At 73.9% G+C, this 16,930-nt stretch carries 16 protein-coding genes; 10 read left to right on the top strand and 6 right to left on the bottom strand.

Annotated elements, in window-relative coordinates:
* The first annotated feature begins 70 nt into the window (after positions 1-70).
* The 7 genes from fhuF to D9598_RS08725 all read left to right on the top strand — a co-directional run bounded on the left by fhuF (position 71) and on the right by D9598_RS08725 (position 6,001).
* Positions 71-832 carry a siderophore-iron reductase FhuF gene (gene fhuF / locus D9598_RS08755; protein ID WP_198366061.1) on the top strand — a complete coding sequence of 254 codons (762 nt, stop codon included), beginning with the start codon at positions 71-73 and terminating at the stop codon, positions 830-832.
* Between the two features lie 40 nt (positions 833-872).
* On the top strand, positions 873-1,199 hold the full coding sequence (locus D9598_RS08750; RefSeq protein WP_198366060.1) for a multidrug DMT transporter permease: 327 nt from the start codon (positions 873-875) through the stop codon (positions 1,197-1,199).
* 42 nt (positions 1,200-1,241) lie between these two features.
* Entirely contained in the window at positions 1,242-2,132 is an 891-nt protein-coding gene (locus tag D9598_RS08745) for an alpha/beta fold hydrolase (RefSeq protein WP_198366059.1), read from the top strand.
* A gap of 42 nt (positions 2,133-2,174) precedes the next feature.
* A complete protein-coding gene (locus D9598_RS08740; RefSeq protein ID WP_198366058.1) occupies positions 2,175-2,957 on the top strand; it encodes a M48 family metalloprotease in 783 nt (260 codons plus the stop codon).
* A gap of 97 nt (positions 2,958-3,054) precedes the next feature.
* A complete protein-coding gene (locus D9598_RS08735; RefSeq protein ID WP_198366194.1) occupies positions 3,055-4,257 on the top strand; it encodes a pyridoxal phosphate-dependent aminotransferase in 1,203 nt (400 codons plus the stop codon).
* A complete protein-coding gene (locus D9598_RS08730; protein WP_198366057.1) occupies positions 4,254-5,273 on the top strand; it encodes a GNAT family N-acetyltransferase in 1,020 nt (339 codons plus the stop codon). Before D9598_RS08735 ends, D9598_RS08730 begins: the two co-directional genes overlap by 4 nt.
* A 140-nt stretch (positions 5,274-5,413) precedes the next feature.
* A complete protein-coding gene (locus D9598_RS08725) occupies positions 5,414-6,001 on the top strand; it encodes a type 1 glutamine amidotransferase domain-containing protein (protein WP_198366056.1) in 588 nt (195 codons plus the stop codon).
* 58 nt (positions 6,002-6,059) lie between these two features.
* Here the strand turns inward: D9598_RS08725 and D9598_RS08720 are convergent, their stop codons facing one another.
* The 6 genes from D9598_RS08720 to D9598_RS08695 form a co-directional block, all read right to left on the bottom strand.
* Positions 6,060-7,262, bottom strand: coding sequence for a pyridoxal phosphate-dependent aminotransferase (locus D9598_RS08720; protein ID WP_198366055.1), 1,203 nt, complete (start codon positions 7,260-7,262; stop codon positions 6,060-6,062).
* A gap of 133 nt (positions 7,263-7,395) precedes the next feature.
* Entirely contained in the window at positions 7,396-8,205 is an 810-nt protein-coding gene (locus D9598_RS08715) for a DUF2189 domain-containing protein (protein ID WP_198366054.1), read from the bottom strand.
* Between the two features lie 163 nt (positions 8,206-8,368).
* Complete coding sequence (locus tag D9598_RS08710; protein WP_370591970.1) at positions 8,369-9,178, bottom strand: ABC transporter permease; 810 nt, start codon at positions 9,176-9,178, stop codon at positions 8,369-8,371.
* Entirely contained in the window at positions 9,175-10,047 is an 873-nt protein-coding gene (locus tag D9598_RS08705; protein WP_370591969.1) for an ABC transporter permease, read from the bottom strand. The genes D9598_RS08710 and D9598_RS08705 overlap by 4 nt, the downstream gene beginning before the upstream one ends.
* Positions 10,044-11,099, bottom strand: a complete 1,056-nt coding sequence (locus D9598_RS08700) for an ABC transporter ATP-binding protein (RefSeq protein ID WP_232477027.1) — start codon at positions 11,097-11,099, stop codon at positions 10,044-10,046. Before D9598_RS08700 ends, D9598_RS08705 begins: the two co-directional genes overlap by 4 nt.
* Before the next feature lie 3 nt (positions 11,100-11,102).
* On the bottom strand, positions 11,103-12,209 hold the full coding sequence (locus D9598_RS08695; protein WP_198366053.1) for an extracellular solute-binding protein: 1,107 nt from the start codon (positions 12,207-12,209) through the stop codon (positions 11,103-11,105).
* Positions 12,210-12,505: 296 nt separating this feature from the next.
* Between D9598_RS08695 and D9598_RS08690 the strand changes: the two genes are divergently transcribed.
* From D9598_RS08690 to D9598_RS08680, 3 genes are read left to right on the top strand one after another with little or no spacing between them, the layout of a single operon-like run.
* Positions 12,506-13,159: a hypothetical protein gene (locus D9598_RS08690; RefSeq protein ID WP_198366052.1), complete on the top strand. Its 654-nt coding sequence runs from the start codon at positions 12,506-12,508 to the stop codon at positions 13,157-13,159.
* A 41-nt stretch (positions 13,160-13,200) separates the two neighbouring features.
* Positions 13,201-15,660: a glycosyl hydrolase family 28-related protein gene (locus D9598_RS08685; RefSeq protein ID WP_198366051.1), complete on the top strand. Its 2,460-nt coding sequence runs from the start codon at positions 13,201-13,203 to the stop codon at positions 15,658-15,660.
* The gene (locus tag D9598_RS08680) at positions 15,660-16,925 is read left to right on the top strand and encodes a hypothetical protein (protein ID WP_198366050.1); all 1,266 of its coding nucleotides are present in this window, start codon (positions 15,660-15,662) and stop codon (positions 16,923-16,925) included. Before D9598_RS08685 ends, D9598_RS08680 begins: the two co-directional genes overlap by 1 nt.
* Positions 16,926-16,930 lie beyond the last annotated feature (5 nt).

Raw genomic sequence — 16,930 nt, 5'->3', positions numbered from 1 at the left:
CCGCACCGAGGCTTCTTGCAAACGCCTCTCATCCTCATCATTGTCCCGTCGGCCGAGCCCGGAGACCGCCTTGCAGAGTGAGCCTTTCGATTTCCTGCGGGGCGCCGCCGGCCGGGCGGGCCGGCGCCTGGTGCCGCCCCGGAGGCAGGACGAGGCGGCGGCGGAGGCGGTGCCGCTGCGCGCGCTGATGGCGCCGGGGGGCATGCGCCGCAGCCTTGACCTTTGCTCCGGCCATGCCGGCAGCGACCCTCGCGCCCTGCTCTCCCTCTGGAGCCGCCACTACTTCCACACCCTGATCCCGCCCGTGGTGGTGACCAGCCTGCTGGCCTTCCGGCGGCTTCCGCTGGCCGTCGCCGGGGCCGCGGTGCAACTCGATCCGCAGGGCTTTCCGGTCGCCGTGGTGCTGCCCCATGGCGGGCGGCCGGCACCCGCCCCCGAGGATCCCTTCCGGCGTTTCGCCGCGCTGGCCGATCAGCATCTGGCCCCGCTGATCGCGGCCTGGGCGGCGGAGCTGCGGGTCGCGCCCCGTCTGCTCTGGGCCAATGCCGCCGGCTACTTCGCCTGGGCCGTGCGGGAGGCGGCGGCGGAGGATGCCGAAGCCGCCCGGCCCGGCCTCGCGATCCTGGCGGCGGACCACCGCCCCGACGGGACGCCGAACCCGCTGCGCGAGCCGTTGCGGCTGGTCGAGGGGCCGCACGGCCCGGAGCCGCGCCGGACCGTCTGCTGCCTGCTCTACCGCCTGCCCGGCCGTGGGGAGTGCGGCCACTGCCCCCTCTCCCGCGCCGCGCCGCGATCCGGCCGGCCGGGCGGCGGCGGGCATGGCCCGACATGACGGCTTGGCAATCCGGCGCGGCCAAGCTACCGCGACGGTCATGGATCCCTTCCTGCCTGCCCTGATGCTGCTCTCCGGCGGCGCCTTCATCCACAGCCGCGCCAGCGTGCCGGAACTGCGCCCCGCCTCGGACGGCGCCGACGCCGCCTGGCGCCTGCTGGCGCGCTTCGCCTTCTTCCTCTGGATCGGCCTGCTGGTCTGGGGGCTCTACATGCGGCCGCTGCTGGTGGTCGGCCTCGGCTTCGCGCTCTCCCTGCTGTTCAACCTGCTGCTGGCCCTGCGCGGCCCGCGGCCGGTCTGGCCCGGCCTGTCCATGGTGCTTTGCGTGCTGGGCCTGGGCTGCGGCCTCTATACCGTGCTTGGCTGACATCGCGTCGCGGCCCTCTCACGGGCGGAGGAAAGGAAGACCATGCTCTTCGAAGGCTTCACGCTGGAGGAACGCGACATCGCCGGGCAGCGGCTGCGCCTGCGGCATGGCGGCAAGGGACCGCCGCTGCTGCTGCTGCACGGCAATCCGCAGACCCATCTGATGTGGCACAGGCTGGCCCCGGCCCTGGCGCGACGCTTCACGGTGATCTGCCCCGACCTGCGCGGCTACGGCTTCTCCGGCAAGCCGCCGGTCAGCGATGACCACGCCGCCTATTCCAAGCGGGCCATGGCCGTCGACATGCTGGGGCTGATGCGCGGCCTGGGCCATGCGCGCTTCCAGGTGATGGCGCACGACCGCGGCGCCCGCGTGGCGCACCGCCTGGCGCTGGACGCGCCGGAGGCCGTCCATCGCCTGGCGGTGCTCGACATCGTGCCGACCCTCGAGCATTTCGAGCGGACCGACATGGCCTTCGCCCTGGGCTATTATCACTGGTTCTTCCTGGCCCAGCGGCACGACCTGCCGGAGCGCATGATCCTGCGCGACGTCGAGGACTGGTTCGACCTGCAGACCTCGCGCGAGCCCAAGGACCGGAGCTTCTTCCACCCCGAGGCGCGCGCCGACTATCTCGCCGCGCTGCGGCAGCCCGGCACCGTCGCCGCCATCTGCGAGGACTATCGCGCCGCGGCCGGGATCGACCTGGAGCACGACCGCGCCAGCCGTGCCGCCGGGGAGAGGATCCGCTGCCCCCTGCTGGCGCTCTGGGGCGCCAGGGGCCGGATCGGCCAGTGGTATGCCCCGCTCGACATCTGGCGCGCCTATGCCGCCGGCCCCGTCTCCGGCGGGCCGGTGCCGAGCGGCCATTACATGGCGGAGGAGGCGCCGGAGGCGGTGCTGGCCGCGCTCGACGGCTTCCTCGACCCCGCCGCCTGACCCCGCCCCACACGGACAACACTTGACACCGGACGGAGGATCATGATCCGCCCTGCCCTGCCCTGGCTGCTCCTGCCGCTTCTCGCCGGCTGCGCGCCGGCCCTGTACCAGCCCCCCGCCATCTCGGCCGCCGAGCAGCAGGCGGTCCTCGCCGAGATCGGCCAGGGCCAGGCGCCGGTCCGGCGCGAGCTGGGCGATGCCGAATCCCGCCTGGCCATCGCCCGCGTGGCGCGCCGCCTGGCGCCCGCCGGCAGCGCCGTCTGCCAGGAGCTCGGGCGGAGCTGCCAGTGGCGCTTCATCTACGATCCGAGCCGCGAGCTGAACGCCGCCGCGACCGGCGAGGGCGATATCGTCGTCCAGCGCGGCGTCGCCGAATATGCCCGCACGGATGGCGAGCTGGCCTTCGTCATCGCTCACGAGATGGCGCACCACGCCGCCAACCACGTCCAGAGCACGACGCAGCGCGCCCAGCTCGGCGCCGCGCTGGGCGGCATCCTGGCCTCCCTCGCCGGCGCCTATGCGGGCGTCGCCACGGACGGGCTGGCCCAGGGGGCGGCGGGAATCGGCTCGCAGCTCGCCGTGATCTCCTACAGCAAGGCGCAGGAGCGCGAGGCCGATGCGCTCGGCGCCGCCATCCTGCGGCGCGCCGGCTACGACGTGGCCGAGGCCCGCAGCATGCTCCTGGCCATGGCGCGCCTGTCCGGCCGCAGCGAGACCGGCCTGCTCTCGACCCATCCGGCCGGTCCGGAGCGCATCGCCTCCTTCGACGCGGCGATCGCCGGGATGCAGGCCGCCGGCTGGCGGGTCGGCGCCGCCCGGCCCTGAGCGGGGCGGCGCCGATCGGGGTCCGGGGCGCTTGGCGCGGGGCGACGGCGGGCCTAGGCTGCATCCCCTCGCTGACATGTCGGAGTTCATCCCGCTGATGCCTGCCCTCGCCGGTCGCCTGAAGGACATCGCCGTTTCCGCCTCGGTCGTCATGGGCGTGCGCGCCCGCGCGCTCGCCGCCGAGGGCCACAAAGTCATCAGCCTGGCGAGCGGCGAGCCCGACTTCGCGACGCCGGACCACGCCATCGAGGCGGCGCACCAGGCGGCGCTGCGCGGCGACACCAAGTATCCGCCGACCGACGGCACGCCCGCCCTGAAGAAGGCGGTGCAGATGAAGTTCCGCCGCGACAACGGCCTCGACTACGCGCTGGACGAGATCCTGGTCGCCAATGGCGGCAAGCAGATCATCATGGACGCGCTGCTGGCCACCTGCGACCCCGGCGACGAGGTGCTGATCCCGGCGCCCTACTGGGTCAGCTACGCCGACATGGCGAAGCTCGCCACCGGCACGCCGACCTTCGTCAGCTGCCCGCAGAACAACGGCTTCAAGCTGCGGCCGGAGGATCTGGAGGCGGCGATCACGCCCAGGACCAAGTGGCTGATCCTGAACTTCCCGAACAACCCGACCGGCGCCGCCTGCTCGCGCGCCGAGATGCAGGCCATCGCCGAGGTGCTGCTGCGGCATCCGCATGTCTGGATCATGACCGACGACATGTATGAGCACCTGGTCTATGACGGGCTGGAGTTCTGCACCATCGCCGAGGTCGAGCCGCGGCTGAAGGAGCGGGTGCTGACCGTCAACGGCACTTCCAAGACCTATGCCATGACCGGCTGGCGCGTCGGCTTCGCCGGCGGGCCGAAGCCGCTGATCAAGGCGATGGCGAACATGCAGGGCCAGCTCACCAGCGGCATCAGCACGATCAGCCAGGCCGCCGCCGTGGCCGCGCTGGAAGGGCCGCAGGATCTCATCGCCGAGCGCGCCGCGATCTACCGCGAGCGCCGCGACCTGGTCTGCGGGCTGCTGGCCGAGGCGCCGGGCCTGTCCTGCCACAAGCCCGAGGGCGCCTTCTACGTCTATCCGAACATCGCCGGCTGCCTCGGCAAGTCCAGCAAGGGCGGGCGCGCGATCGGCAACGACACCGACTTCGCCCTGGCGCTGCTGGAGGAGAAGCACGTGGCGACGGTGCAGGGCGCGGCCTATGGCATGAGCCCCTATATCCGCGTCTCCTACGCCACCGATACAGAGAGCCTGCGCGAGGCCTGCCGCCGCATCGTGGAGTTCTGCCGGGAGCTGTCGTGACCGCCGTCTCGCCCGCGACCCGTCCCCTCTCCATCCGGCCGGGCCGCGACGAGGATGCCGAGGGCTACATCCGGCTGATCGGCACGGCCTGGGCCGAGTACCCCAACTGCGTGCTGGACGTGGATGGCGAGGTGCCGGAGCTGCGCGCGCTGGCCACCTATTTCGCCACGGCGGGCGGCGCCGTCTGGGTGGCGGAGACGGGCGGGCGGATCGTCGGCATGGTCGCCACCCGCCCGCTCGGCTCCGACCGCGCCTGGGAGATCTGCAAGATGTATGTCGAGGCGTCGCAGCGCGGCAGCGGCCTCGCGCATACCCTGCTGGGCGGCGCCGAGGCGCATGCCCAGGCAGAGGGCGCCGAGCGGCTGGTGCTCTGGACCGACACCCGCTTCGAGGCGGCGCACCGCTTCTACGAGAAGCGCGGCTATGTCCGGGCCGGCTCGATCCGCATCCTCGACGACATCTCGAAATCGCTGGAGTTCCGCTACGCCAAGCCGGCGCGGGGCCTGGTGGTGGAGGCGCTGGACGCCGCCGCCGCCGCCAGCGCCGAGCGCAACCTGGCCGAGATGCTGGTCACCTGCGTGGCCGACGGCGCCTGCCTCGACTATCGCGCGCCGCTGGCGCCCGAGGTGGCGCGCGCCGCCTGGCGCCGCGTCTCGGCCGAGGTGGCGATGGGCTCGCGCCTGCTGCTGGTGGCCTGGAAGGAAGGGCGGATGGCCGGCTCCGTGCAGCTCGACCTAGGCACCCCCCAGACCCAGCCGCACCGCGCCGTGGTGGCGCAGCTGCTGGTGCATCCCGACTTCCGCCGCCAGGGCGTCGGCCGGGCGCTGCTGCAGCGGGCCGAGCAGGCGGCGCGCGGCATCGGCCGCAGCCTGCTGACGCTGGACGGCCGCGCCGGCGATGCCGCCGAGCGGCTCTATCGCGCGCTGGGCTGGGTGGAGGCCGGGCGCATCCCGGGCTTCGTGCGCAATCCGGATGGCAGCCTGGGCGACCAGCTGTTCTTCTACAAGGCGCTCTGACGTCCCCTGACCGTTTCCGCCGTGGCGGTTGCCGTGCGGCCACCGCCACCCAGCCCTGTCCGCATCGGGTGGCGGTCGCGGAACCCGGCCGGGGGGAACGCCGTTTCCCTCGCGACCCCAGACCGCGAAGGAGGCTCACCATGCCCGATATCAAGCAGGCGAAGATCCTGATCCTGGCCACCGACGGCTTCGAGGAATCGGAGCTGACCGTGCCGCTGGAGAAGCTCCGCGCCCAGGGCGCCGAGGTGCATGTCGCGGCGCCCGAGGGCACGCGCGAGCCGGGCCGCATCCGCGGCTGGGACGGGTCCAGGACGCCGCCCGACTGGGGCCAGGCCGTTCCGGTGGACCGCGGGCTCGCCGAGGTGCAGGCCGCGGACTATGACGCCATCGTGTTGCCGGGGGGCCAGATGAACCCCGACAAGCTGCGGGCCGAGCCCGCGGTGCTGGATCTCGTCCGGGCCTTCGCCAGCGGCGGCAAGGTGGTGGCGGCGATCTGCCACGCGCCCTGGATCCTGGTCGAGGCCGGGCTGGCGAAGGGGCGCAAGATGACCTCCTTCGCCTCGATCCGCACCGATGTGGTCAATGCCGGCGCCGAGTGGAGCGACCAGCCCGTGGTGACCGACAAGGGCATCGTCACCAGCCGCAATCCCGGCGACCTGGAAGCCTTCGTGGCGAAGATCGTCGAGGAGGTGAAGGAAGGCAGCCACGGCGACCGCCGCGCCGCCTGAGTGCGACGATGGGAACAAGGGGGGACGGGGCGGAAATGCGCCCCGTCCCCGTTCCCGCCTACTTCAGGCCGGCGCAGAAGCGCCGGATGCGCGCGCAGGCCTCGGTGAGCGAGGCATCGTCGGTCGCGTAGCTGATGCGGAAGTGGCCCGGAAACATGAAGGCCGAGCCGTGCACGGCGGCGACGCCCTCATCCTCCAGCAGCGCGGTGACGAAATCCTCATCCGTCTCGATCCGCTTGCCCGAGGCGGTGGTCTTGCCGAGGCAGCCATGCACCGAGGGGAAGACGTAGAAGGCGCCCTCGGGCGTCAGGCAGTGGATGCCGGGCGCCTGGTTCAGCAGCCCCACCACCAGATCGCGCCGCCGCTCGTAGACCTTGCGCATCGCCTCCACCGAATCCTGCGGCCCGGTCAGCGCCTCGATGGCGGCGGCCTGGGAGATCGAGGAGGTGTTGGAGGTGGACTGGCCCTGCAGCTTGTCCATGGCCTTGATCAGCGCCAGCGGCGCGCCGGCGAAGCCGATGCGCCAGCCGGTCATGGCATAGGCCTTCGAGCAGCCGTTCATGGTCACGGTGCGGTCCTTGAGCCGCGGCTCGACGGCGACCAGCGTGCTGGCCTTGAAGCCGCCATAGACCAGCTTCTCGTAGATGTCGTCGGTGAAGACCCAGACATCCGGGTGGCGCAGCAGGACCTCGGCCAGCGCCTTCAGCTCGGCGGGCGCGTAGGCGGCGCCGGTCGGGTTGGAGGGGTTGTTCAGGATCAGCCACTTGGTCTTCGGCGTGATCGCGGCCTCGAGCTGCTCGGGCGTGATCTTGAAGCCCTGGTTCTGGCCCGCGGGCACGATCACCGGCTTGCCGCCGGCCAGCGAGACGATGTCCGGATAGCTGACCCAGCAGGGGGCGGGGATGACGGCCTCGTCGCCATCGTCGATGGTCGCCAGCAGCGCGTTGAAGATCACCTGCTTGCCGCCGGTGGAGACGACAATCTCCTCCGGCTTGTAGTCGACGCCGTGCTCGCGCCGGAAGTAGGTGGCGCAGGCCTCGCGCAGCGCGCGGGTGCCGGAGACGTCCGTGTAGCGCGTCTCGCCCTTCTGGATCGCCGCGATCGCCGCGTCCTTGATGTTCTGCGGCGTGTCGAAGTCCGGCTCGCCGGAGGACAGGCCGATGACGTTCTTGCCCTCCGCCTTCAGCGCCCGCGCCTTGGCGGTGATGGCGATGGTCTGCGAGGGAGCGATGCGGTCGAGCCGCTCGGCGGTCAGCTTCATGGTGGGGACGGATCCAGGACGAAAAGACGCCGGACCCTACCCCTCTCCGGGCGGCGGCGGCAACCCGCGCCAGGGCCGGAGCGCCCTCCCCGCCGCCGCATGGCGGCCCCGGCCGGACGACTCGGCCGGCCGCTCAGTCGGCCACCACGCGGCGATAGAGGTGCCAGGTGGCGTGGCCCAGCACCGGCAGCACGACGGCGAGGCCGACGAAGAGCGGCAGGCTGCCCAGCGCCAGAAGGCCCGCCACGATCAGGCCCCAGAGCAGCATCGGCCCCGGATTGGCGCGCACCGCCCGGAGCGAGGTGCGGATCGCGGTCCCCGCATCCACCGCGCGGCCCTCCGCCGCCCGGTCGAGCAGCAGCGGGAAGGAGACGACCGTCAGCGCCAGCACCGCCAGGGCGAAGACCCCGCCCACCAGGTTGCCCAGCACGATCAGCCGCCAGCCCTCGGGGGTGCGGAACAGCTGCTGGACGAACTCCGCCACCGACAGGGCCGGCGGCAGCGCCCCCATCGTCATGCCATGGATCAGCCGGGCGGCGAGCAGCCAGAGCAGGAAGAGGCCGAGCAGCATCAGCCCGAGCCCGAGGATCGACAGGATGGCCGGCGAATGGCGCACGTCGAAGGCATTCGACCAGCTCACCGGCAGGCCGCGCTCGCGCCGCCGGCTGAGTTCGTAGATGCCGAGCGCCGCCACCGGCCCGATCAGCGCGAAGCCGGAAAGCATCGGCCAGAAGAGCGGCATGACCGACCGCCCGGCCATGGCCTGGGCGGCGATCAGCCCGATCACCGGGTAGATCACCGCCAGGAAGACGAGCTGGGTCGGGTTGGCCTTGAAGTCACGCCAGCCGGCGGCCAGCGCCTCCCGCACATCGGCCACGCCGATGCGGCGGATGGCCGGCACGCTCGGCGCCCCGCCGCGCTCCAGGATCAAGGTGGTCGCCATGGTCAGCCTCCCCTCGCGCCGCGTCATGGCGCGGCGGCGTTGTGCCTCGCTGCGGAGGGCCCGATGGAGGTCTGACCGCCGCGCCGTCAGCCCGGCCGGGTCGTCCACATTTCTGGCATCTGGGTCGTGCCGCGGCCGATACAAGCGGCGGCGCGGCGCGGCCTCACCGCCGCCGCAGGAGGCGCAGCGCCAGCAGCCCGAGGCCGCCCGCCAGCCCGGCCAGCCCCAGGATCACCACGGCCAGGGCGTTCACCTCCGGCGTCAGGCCGAGGCGCAGCATGGAGAAGATCACCATCGGCAGGGTGGTCCCCGCCGGGCCGGAGACGAAACTCGCCACCACGACGTCATCGAGCGACAGGGTGAAGGCGAGGAGCCAGCCGGCCAGCAGGCTCGGCGCCATCAGCGGCAGGGTGACGGTCAGGAAGGCGGTGGCCGGGCCGGCGCCGAGGTCGCGCGCGGCATCCTCGAGCTCCGGCTCCATCTCGGCCAGCCGCGCCTGCGCCAGCACCGCGGCATAGGCGGCGCCGATGGTGGCGTGCGCCAGCAGGATGGTGAGCGCGCCGCGCTCGGCCGGCCAGCCGGTGGCCCCCTCCAGCAGCACGAAGAGCAGCAGCAGCGAAAGGCCGATCACCACGTCCGGCAGCACCAGCGGCGCCCCCGCCAGCCCGCCGAGGATCGCCCGGCCGCGGAACGGGCCATGCCGCGCCAGCACCCAGCCGAGGGCGCCGCCCAGCAGCGTGGCCAGGCTGGCGGCGCCGAGGGCCACCCGCAGCGACAACCAGGCCGCCTCCAGCAGCCGCCCGTTCGCCGCCAGGGCCTCGAACCAGCGCAGCGAGAAGCCGCCCCACTGGAACGGGATGCGGTCGGCGCTGAAGGCGTAGACCACCAGCAGCACGACCGGCAGCCAGAGGAAGGCGAGGCCGCAGCCGAGGCCGATCCAGGCCCAGGGCAGGGACAGGGGCCGGCGCCTCACCGCCGCGCCTCCAGCCGCTGGAACAGCAGGATCGGCAGCAGCAGGGCGAGCAGCAGCAGCACCGCCAGGGCGGCCGCCACCGGCCAGTCGCGGTTCTGGAAGAACTCCTGCCACAGCACCCGCCCGACCATCTGCGCCCCCGGCGGGCCGAGCAGCTCGGGGATGACGTACTCCCCGGCGGCGGGGATGAAGACCAGCAGGAAGGCAGCCGCCGCGCCGGGCGCCACCAGCGGTAGGGTCACGGTGGCGAAGGCGGTCCAGCGGCCGGCGCCGAGATCCGCCGCCGCCTCCTCCAGCGCCGGGTCGAGGCGGGAGAGGCTGGCGTAGAGGGGCAGCACCGCAAAGGGCAGGTAGGCGTGCAGCATGCCGAGCAGCAGCGCCGGGGTGGAGTAGAGCAGCGGCAGCGGCGCCTCGATCAGCCCTAGGGAGAGCAGCACGCCGTTGATCCAGCCCTCGTCGCGCAGGATGCCGATCCAGGCGCCGAGGCGGGGCAGGAAGCCGGTCCAGAAGGGCAGCAGCATGGCGAGCAGCAGCGGCCCGCGCCAGGCGGGGCCGGCGCGGACGATGCCGAGCGCCATGGGGAAGCCGAGCAGCAGGCAGAGCGCCGCCGTGGCGCCGGCGGCCTGGACCGAGCCCAGGAAGGCGCCGCCGTAGAAGCCGTCGCCCAGGATCAGCGCGAAGGCCTCCGGATTGGCGCCCCGCCCCTCGCTCCCCTGCCCCCCGCTCCAGGGCAGGGTGAAGGGCGGCACGCCGTCGGCCGGCCAGGACAGCGCGATGGCCAGCACCAGCAGCAGCGGCGCCGCGACCAGCGCGAGCAGCCAGGCGGCCGGCAGCAGCCGCGTCAGCAGCGCGGCGGGCGTCGCCCTCACGCGGCCAGCGGCACCAGCGCGGCCGCCTCCCAGCCCAGGCGCAGCACGGCCCCGCGCGGCGGCGGCGGGCCGTCCTCCTCGGCATGGCCGACGCGCAGCAGGGCGCCGCCGCCGGCGCGCACCAGCAGCAGGCTGTCATCGCCGCGGAAGGCCACCTCCTCCACCACGCCCTCCACCGTGTTCTCGCCCGCGGCCGTGGCGCGGGCGATGCGCTCCGGCCGCAGCGCCAGGGCCGTGGTCGCCGCCGGCAGCGCCGCCGGGCGCAGCGCGACGCCGAGGGCAGGGCAGTCGAAGCCGCCGCGCCCGTCCGGCCGCCCCTCCAGCACATTGGCGCCGCCGAGGAAGCCGGCCACGAAGCGCGTCGCCGGGCGCTCGTAGACGGCGCGCGGCGGGCCCTGCTGCACCAGCCGCCCGGCCTCCAGCACGGCCACGCGGTCGGCCAGCGACAGCGCCTCCTGCTGGTCGTGCGTCACCATGATGAAGGCGGCGCCGGTCGCCCGCTGCAGGGCGCGCAGCTCGAAGCCGGTGCGCTCGCGCAGATGCGCGTCCAGCGCGCCCAGCGGCTCGTCCAGCAGCAGCAGGCGGGGCCGCTTGACCAGGGCGCGGGCCAGGGCGACGCGCTGCCGCTGGCCGCCCGAGAGGCGCTGCGGCATGCGGCCCTCCAGCCCCTCCAGCCCGACCAGGGCGAGCGCCCCGGCCACGCGGCGCTCGCGCTCGGCCCGCGGCACGCCGTCGCGCCGCAGGCCATAGGCGATATTGGCCGCGACGCTCAGATGCGGGAACAGCGCGTAGGACTGGAACATCATGTTCAGCGGCCGCGCATGCGGCGGCAGCGGCGCGAGGTCCTGCCCCGCGAGGTCGAGCCGGCCGGCATCGGCCGTCTCGAAGCCGGCGATGACGCGCAGCAGCGTGGACTTGCCCGAGCCCGAGCCGCCGAGCAGCGTCAGGAACTCGCCGGGCGCGACGTCGAGGTCGAGCCCGTCTAGCGCCAGATGGTCGCCGAAGCGCTTGACCAGGCCACGCAGCGAGAGCAGCGGCGGGATGGCCGGCAAGGCTCAGCGCCCGGCCTTGATGCGGTTCCAGCTGCGGCTGCGCCCCCGCTCCACCGCCGGCGCCAGGGTGGTGGCGATGAAGGTCCGCTGCAGCATCTCGGTCGTCGGATAGACATTCGGGTCCTGCCGCACGGCGGGATCGACCAGCGCCGTCGCCGCCGGGACGGCGTTGGGGTAGCGCACCTGGTTGGTGATGCCGGCCATCACCGCGGGCCGCAGCAGGAAGTCGATGAAGGCATGCGCCGCCGCGGGGTTCGGCGCATCGGCCGGGATGGCCAGCATGTCGAACCAGAGCTGCGCGCCTTCCCTCGGCTGCACGTAGCCGATCTCGACGCCGCGCCCGGCGGCCTGGGCGCGCGCCCGCGCCTGGATGACATCGCCGGAATAGGTCAGGGCGACGCAGTACTCGCCGGTGGCCAGTGCGTCCATGATGTTGCCGCTGGCGGTGATGGCGCGGACATAGGGGCGGATCGCCAGCAGCGCCTCCTCGGCGGCGCGCTGCGAGGCGGCGTCGGTGGCGTTCGGGTCGCGGCCCAGCCAGCGCAGCACCGAGGGGAAGACATCCGTCGCGCTGTCCATCACCGCGATGCCGCAGCGGGCGAGGCGCTGCGCGTTCTCCGGCTTCATCAGCAGGTCCAGGCTGTCGAGCGGCGCGCCGGGCAGGAGCTCGCGCACGCGGTCGAGCCGGATGCCGAGGCCCACCGTGCCATAGAGGTAGATGGCGCCATGGCGGTTGCCCGGGTCGCTCGCCTCCACCTGGCGCAGCAGGAGGGGATCCTGGTTGCCCCAGTTCGGGATCCGGTCGCGGTCGAGCGGCAGCAGCGCGCCGGCGCGCACCAGCCGGGCGAAGGTCGGCTCGCTCGTCGGCACGATGATGTCGTAGCCCGAGCGCCCCGCGGAGAGCTTGCCCTCCAGCGTCTCCAGGCTGTCGAAGACATCGTAGCGGATGCGGATGCCGGTCTCCTGCTGGAAGCGCGCCACCGCGTAGGGATCGATGTAGTCGGACCAGTTGTAGACGTTCAGCACCGGCGGCTGCTGCGCCGCCACCGGACCTGGCGCCCCCAGGGCCAGAAGGACGGGCAAGGTCAGGGCGAGGAAGCGTCGGAGCATGCGGCGGTGATCCTGCGGCGTTGCGGAGCGCGCCCAGGCTAGTGGCGGTCGCGGCGCGGGTCCACGCCGGAAGGGCCGGGCCGGAAAGAAAATGTACCCATCAATCTAGGATTATTTTCTTGACATCCCCTCCCCCCCTCCGCTAACTCCGCTGCATCAACGGCCGAGTTGCGCCCACCGCCCGCGCCCCGGCCCGCCCCCCGAGGTCTTCGAGCCCCGTCCCTCCCGCCCCGCGCGCCCCCCCGGCGCCGGGGCTTTTTTCGTGCCGGTCGCCGCGCCCGCACCAGGAGATGCGCATGCCCTTCGATCCCCGCGGATTGTCGCCGCTGAGCAGCACCGGCAGCTTCACGCTCTGGCTCTACGTCACCACCGACACCCGCGCCGCCATCCTGGCGCAGGGCTATTTCGCCAGCGCGGCGGACCGGCTGCTGCCCGGCCACATCCTCGTGGCGCAGGCGGCGGATTCGCTGAACTTCCTGCCGGTGCAGAGCAGCGGCCGGGTCGGCAACGGCGTGGTGCTGGATGCCTCGGCGGCGCCGCTGCGGCTGGCCGCCTCCTCCGCCCTCGGCCTCGCCTTCAGCCTGCCGCCGGTCGATGCGGCGACGCGCAGCGTGGCGCTCGATGCGGTGCCGGCCGGCCTCTACATCGGCCGGGGCTTCGCCGTCAGCGCGCGCGTCGGCGGGCCGATCGCGGCGCTCGAGTTCAGCATCCTCGATGCCGGCGGCGGCGTGGTGGCCGGGCCCGTGACCAGCAGCGTCGCCAATGGCGCGGCCTCGGCCAGCTTCACCGCCCCCGCGCCCGGCACCGGCTACCGCATCCGCGTCCGCGACCCGCTGGAGCCGCTGGCGACGCACACCTCCGCCAGCTTCGTCGTCACCGAGCCCTTCGCCCTGCTGACCGAGACGGGGGCGAGCATCTCCGGAGAGAGCGGCGGCGAACTCCTGCTCTGACCCGGCACGCCCTTCCCGCCCCTCCCCCCAAGGATCTCCCGATGTCCGACAAGAAGATCAGCGAACTGCCCGCCGCCGCCACCCTCAGCGACGCCGATCTGACGCCCGTGGTGCAGGGCGCGGCCACGCTGGCCGAGACGCGCGGCGCCAGCATCGCGCAGCTGCGCGGGGGCATCCTGGTGGAACGCGCCCGCCATGTGCGCGACTACGGCGCCGTGGGCGACGGCCTCACCGACGACACGGCGGCGATCCAGGCCGCGCTCGATGCCGCGGCCGCGGCGGGCGGCGGCGCCGTCCTGCTCGGCCCGCGCCGCTACCGGGTGGCCGCGGCAGAGCTGGAGGTGAAGGACGGCGTCTTCCTGCAGGGCCGCCCGGGCAGCGGCGGCTGGCGCCAGGACGGCGACTTCACCACCCTCGGCTACGCGATCCTGCTCAGCCCCGCGCGGACCATCCGCATCCGCCGCAACGCTGGGCTGCAGGGCATCGCCGTGCTGCGCGAGGGGCTGACGGCGCCGCGGACGCTGCGCGAGGGCTTCGCCGCCGCCGCCGCCTTCACCGGGACGGCGATCACCGTGGGCGACGGCGGCAGCGGCAACTCCGCCGGCAACGGCGCCGACGCGCTGCTCTCGCGGCTGCTCATCCTCGGCTTCGACTGGGGCATCCGCAGCGACGGCAACGCGCGCCTGCGCGTCGAGCAGGTGCTCGGGGACTGCACCAACGGCCTCTACCTCGGCCGCTCCTACGATGTCTCGCGCATCAGCGAGGTGAACTGGCACCCGCTGGTCACCGCCTCGCGCGGCTGGTCGGCGCAGCGCGTCCCCGTCGCCGGCGTCGCGGCCGGCCCGGCGGGGCTGTTCCGCGTGACCACCGCCACGGCGCACGGGCTGGCGACCGGCGACCTCGTCAACATCGCCGAGGTCGGCGCCTCCGGCGCGCCCTCGCTCTGGGGCCGCTGGACCGTGACGGCGGTGGACGCCACCACCCTCGACCTGCAGGGCAGCAGCTTCACCGCGGGCTGGACCTCGGGCGGCGCGGTCTACTTCACGGCGAACCGCCGCCCCGGCATCGCCTACCAGGCCTATGACTGCGACATGGCCAGCTTCGAGAACTGCTTCGAGTACGGCCACGACATCGGCTTCGACATCGGCGACGAGGTGCATTCCTGCAGCTTCATCAACACCGGCACCGATGCCTGGGTGGACATGGCCGACCCGCAGACGATCGGCATCCGCATTCGCGGCACCGCGCTGCGCAACAAGTGGATGGGCGGCTTCATCTCCTCCAAGGGCTGCTCGCTGCAGGTGATGACCACCGGCTCTGAGCAGCATGAGGTGATCGGCGTCAATGTCACCGGCGGCGCGCGCCGCGTCGCCGAGGTGCTGTCCGGCCAGGTCTCGCTGATCGGCTGCGACTTCACCGGCCCTCCCGGCACCAGCAACGTGACCGGCAGCACCATCCATCTCGGCGCCTCGGCCGGGCCGGTGATCGTCGCCGGCTGCGACACCGGCGCCGTCACCTTCACCGCCGACAGCGCGGCGGCGATGCGCCGGTTGCAGCTGCTCGGCAACCGCGGCGCGGTGCAGACCACGCAGCGCATCGCCGCCGGGCGCGTCGAGCTCGCCTCTGTCAGCGCGACCGGCGCCATCGAGACGCGGCTCTCGGCCGATACCGACGGCGCCGTCAACCTGCACCAGCGCGGCACCTCCGCCGGCGCCCAGCTGCGGCTGTACAAGGCGGGCGCCGCCACCGCGGCGGTGACGGTGGCGAGCATCGCCGTCAGCGGCAACGACTGCGTCTTCGCCGGCGACAGCGGAAACCTTAACCCGTCCTTCATCTTCGGCGGCAGCGGCATGACCGCGGCACAGACCCTGCGCCTGCGCCGCCTCTCCACCACGCCGGCGGCGAACGACCGCCTCGCCGTGCTGGAGGCCAGCGGCAACAACAGCGGCGGCAGCGAGCAGGTCTTCGGCCGGCTGGTCGCGGTCGCCGAGACGGTGGCGGCGGGCAGCGAATCGGGCGCGCTGGTGCTGGAGACGCGCTCCGGCGGCAGCGTGGCGGAGCGCCTGCGGCTGGCCGGCAACGGCACGCTGACGGTCGCCGGCCCGGTGGTCCTGCCGGCCGACCCGACATCGGCGCTGCAGGCCGCCACCAAGCAGTATGTCGACAGCCAGTTCACCGCGCGGCGCATGACCACCCTGGCGCTGGCCACGACCACCGTGCTGACCCATGCCGCGCATAACGGGCGGATGCTGATCGCCAATCCCGGCGCCGCCCTGTCGCTGAGCTGGGCGAACACCGGCGACGGCTTCAGCTGCAGCGTCATCAACCGCACCGGCGCGGACCTGGCGCTGAGCCTCGCGGGCTTCACCGGCAACACCGCGCCCACCAACAGCGACGGCTACACGCGCATCCGCGCCGGCGGCGTCGCCACGCTGATGACCTATTCCCCGGACGGAGGCACCACCCGGATCTGCCACCTGGCCGGGGCGGGGGCGCCCTGATGACGCCGGGGATGGTCATGCCGGGCCTGCTCGGCGGGCCGGGCGGGCTGCGCCTGCTCGGGCCCGGCTATGCCGGCCGGCTCGCCACGCTGCGCGCCGGCGGCGCGCTGGCGGCGGATGCCTCCGGCGCCTTCCGGTCCGTCGCGGCGAACCAGCCGCGCTTCCAGGGGCCCGCCGGGCGCCTGCTGGTCGAGGCGGCGGGCGGCAACGCCATCCGCAACCCACGGATGGAGGGCGCGGCGGTGGGCAGCCAGCTCGGCGCCGGCGCCAGCCTGCCCAGCTTCTGGGCCACCGTCATCTCGCTCGGCCTGCGGATCGGGGTGATGGATGTCGGCAGCGAGGACGGCCTGCCCTGCATGGACCTCCGCCTCTACGGCACCCCCACCGCCACCGGCGCCGTGCGGCTGTCGATGGAAGCCGCCAACGTGGCGGCGGCGCAGGGGCAGGGCTGGACGCTCTCCTGCTTCCTGCGGCTGCTCGCCGGCAATCTCGGCACCTCCGTCGCCCGCACGCAGATCGTCGAGCGCAGCGGCGGCGGCGGCTTCCTCACCAGCACGACGGGGCCGGCCATGGCACCCGGCCCCGGCGCGCTGGCCGGGCAGCGGTCGGTGCATCAGCACAGCGTCGCCCTCGCCGCCACCACGCAGGTGACGCCGGAATTCACCCTGTCGGTGGAGGCGGGCGTGGCGCTCGACGTGACGCTGCGCCTGGGCGCGCCGCAGCTCGAGGCGGGCGGGCGCGCCACCACGCCGGTCCTGCCGCCGGCCGGCCAGCCCGGCGTCGCCGCGCGCGCTGCCGACCAGCCCTCCTGGACGCCGCAGGGCGGGCTCGGCGGCGCCGGCACGGTGCTGCTGCGCGCCCTGCTGCCGGCCACGAACGCCCTGGCGGATCAGGGGCTGCTGCAGCTCGACGACGGCACCGATGGCAACCGCCTCGCCCTGCTCAACCCCGCCGGCGGCACCGCGCTGCGCGCCCTGGCGCAGGCGGGCGGCGCCACGCTCGCCAGCCTGGCCCTGGGCGAGATGACGCCGGGCGTGCCGTTCCGGCTGGGCCTCGCCTGGTCGGCCACGGGCCTCGCCGCCTGCCTGAACGGCGGCGTCGTCGCCGGCGCCACGGCGGCCTTGCCGGGCGGCCTCGGCCGCCTGCTCGCCGGCCATGCCGCCGCCGCCCTCGACCGGGCGGCGAATGGCGAGATCGAGGCCATCGAGCACCGGCCGGTGCGCCTGCCTGACGCCGCGCTCCAGGCCCTGACCGCCGCGGCCTGAGCGCG

Origin of the sequence: Roseomonas sp. KE0001 (genome assembly GCF_016107285.1) — a bacterium.
In the GTDB taxonomy this organism is placed as follows: Bacteria; Pseudomonadota; Alphaproteobacteria; order Acetobacterales; family Acetobacteraceae; genus Pseudoroseomonas.
The sequence above is the reverse complement of the archived record's forward strand: the minus strand, read 5'-3'. Positions and strand labels throughout refer to the sequence as shown.

Coding starts and splice junctions, on each gene's coding strand:
- D9598_RS08750 (WP_198366060.1), top strand. CDS start 873: ATGGATCCCTTCCTGCCTGCCCTGATGCTGCTCTCCGGCGGCGCCTTC.
- D9598_RS08745 (WP_198366059.1), top strand. CDS start 1,242: ATGCTCTTCGAAGGCTTCACGCTGGAGGAACGCGACATCGCCGGGCAG.
- D9598_RS08740 (WP_198366058.1), top strand. CDS start 2,175: ATGATCCGCCCTGCCCTGCCCTGGCTGCTCCTGCCGCTTCTCGCCGGC.
- D9598_RS08735 (WP_198366194.1), top strand. CDS start 3,055: ATGCCTGCCCTCGCCGGTCGCCTGAAGGACATCGCCGTTTCCGCCTCG.
- D9598_RS08725 (WP_198366056.1), top strand. CDS start 5,414: ATGCCCGATATCAAGCAGGCGAAGATCCTGATCCTGGCCACCGACGGC.
- D9598_RS08720 (WP_198366055.1), bottom strand. CDS start 7,262: ATGAAGCTGACCGCCGAGCGGCTCGACCGCATCGCTCCCTCGCAGACC.
- D9598_RS08715 (WP_198366054.1), bottom strand. CDS start 8,205: ATGGCGACCACCTTGATCCTGGAGCGCGGCGGGGCGCCGAGCGTGCCG.
- D9598_RS08695 (WP_198366053.1), bottom strand. CDS start 12,209: ATGCTCCGACGCTTCCTCGCCCTGACCTTGCCCGTCCTTCTGGCCCTG.
- D9598_RS08690 (WP_198366052.1), top strand. CDS start 12,506: ATGCCCTTCGATCCCCGCGGATTGTCGCCGCTGAGCAGCACCGGCAGC.
- D9598_RS08685 (WP_198366051.1), top strand. CDS start 13,201: ATGTCCGACAAGAAGATCAGCGAACTGCCCGCCGCCGCCACCCTCAGC.
- D9598_RS08680 (WP_198366050.1), top strand. CDS start 15,660: ATGACGCCGGGGATGGTCATGCCGGGCCTGCTCGGCGGGCCGGGCGGG.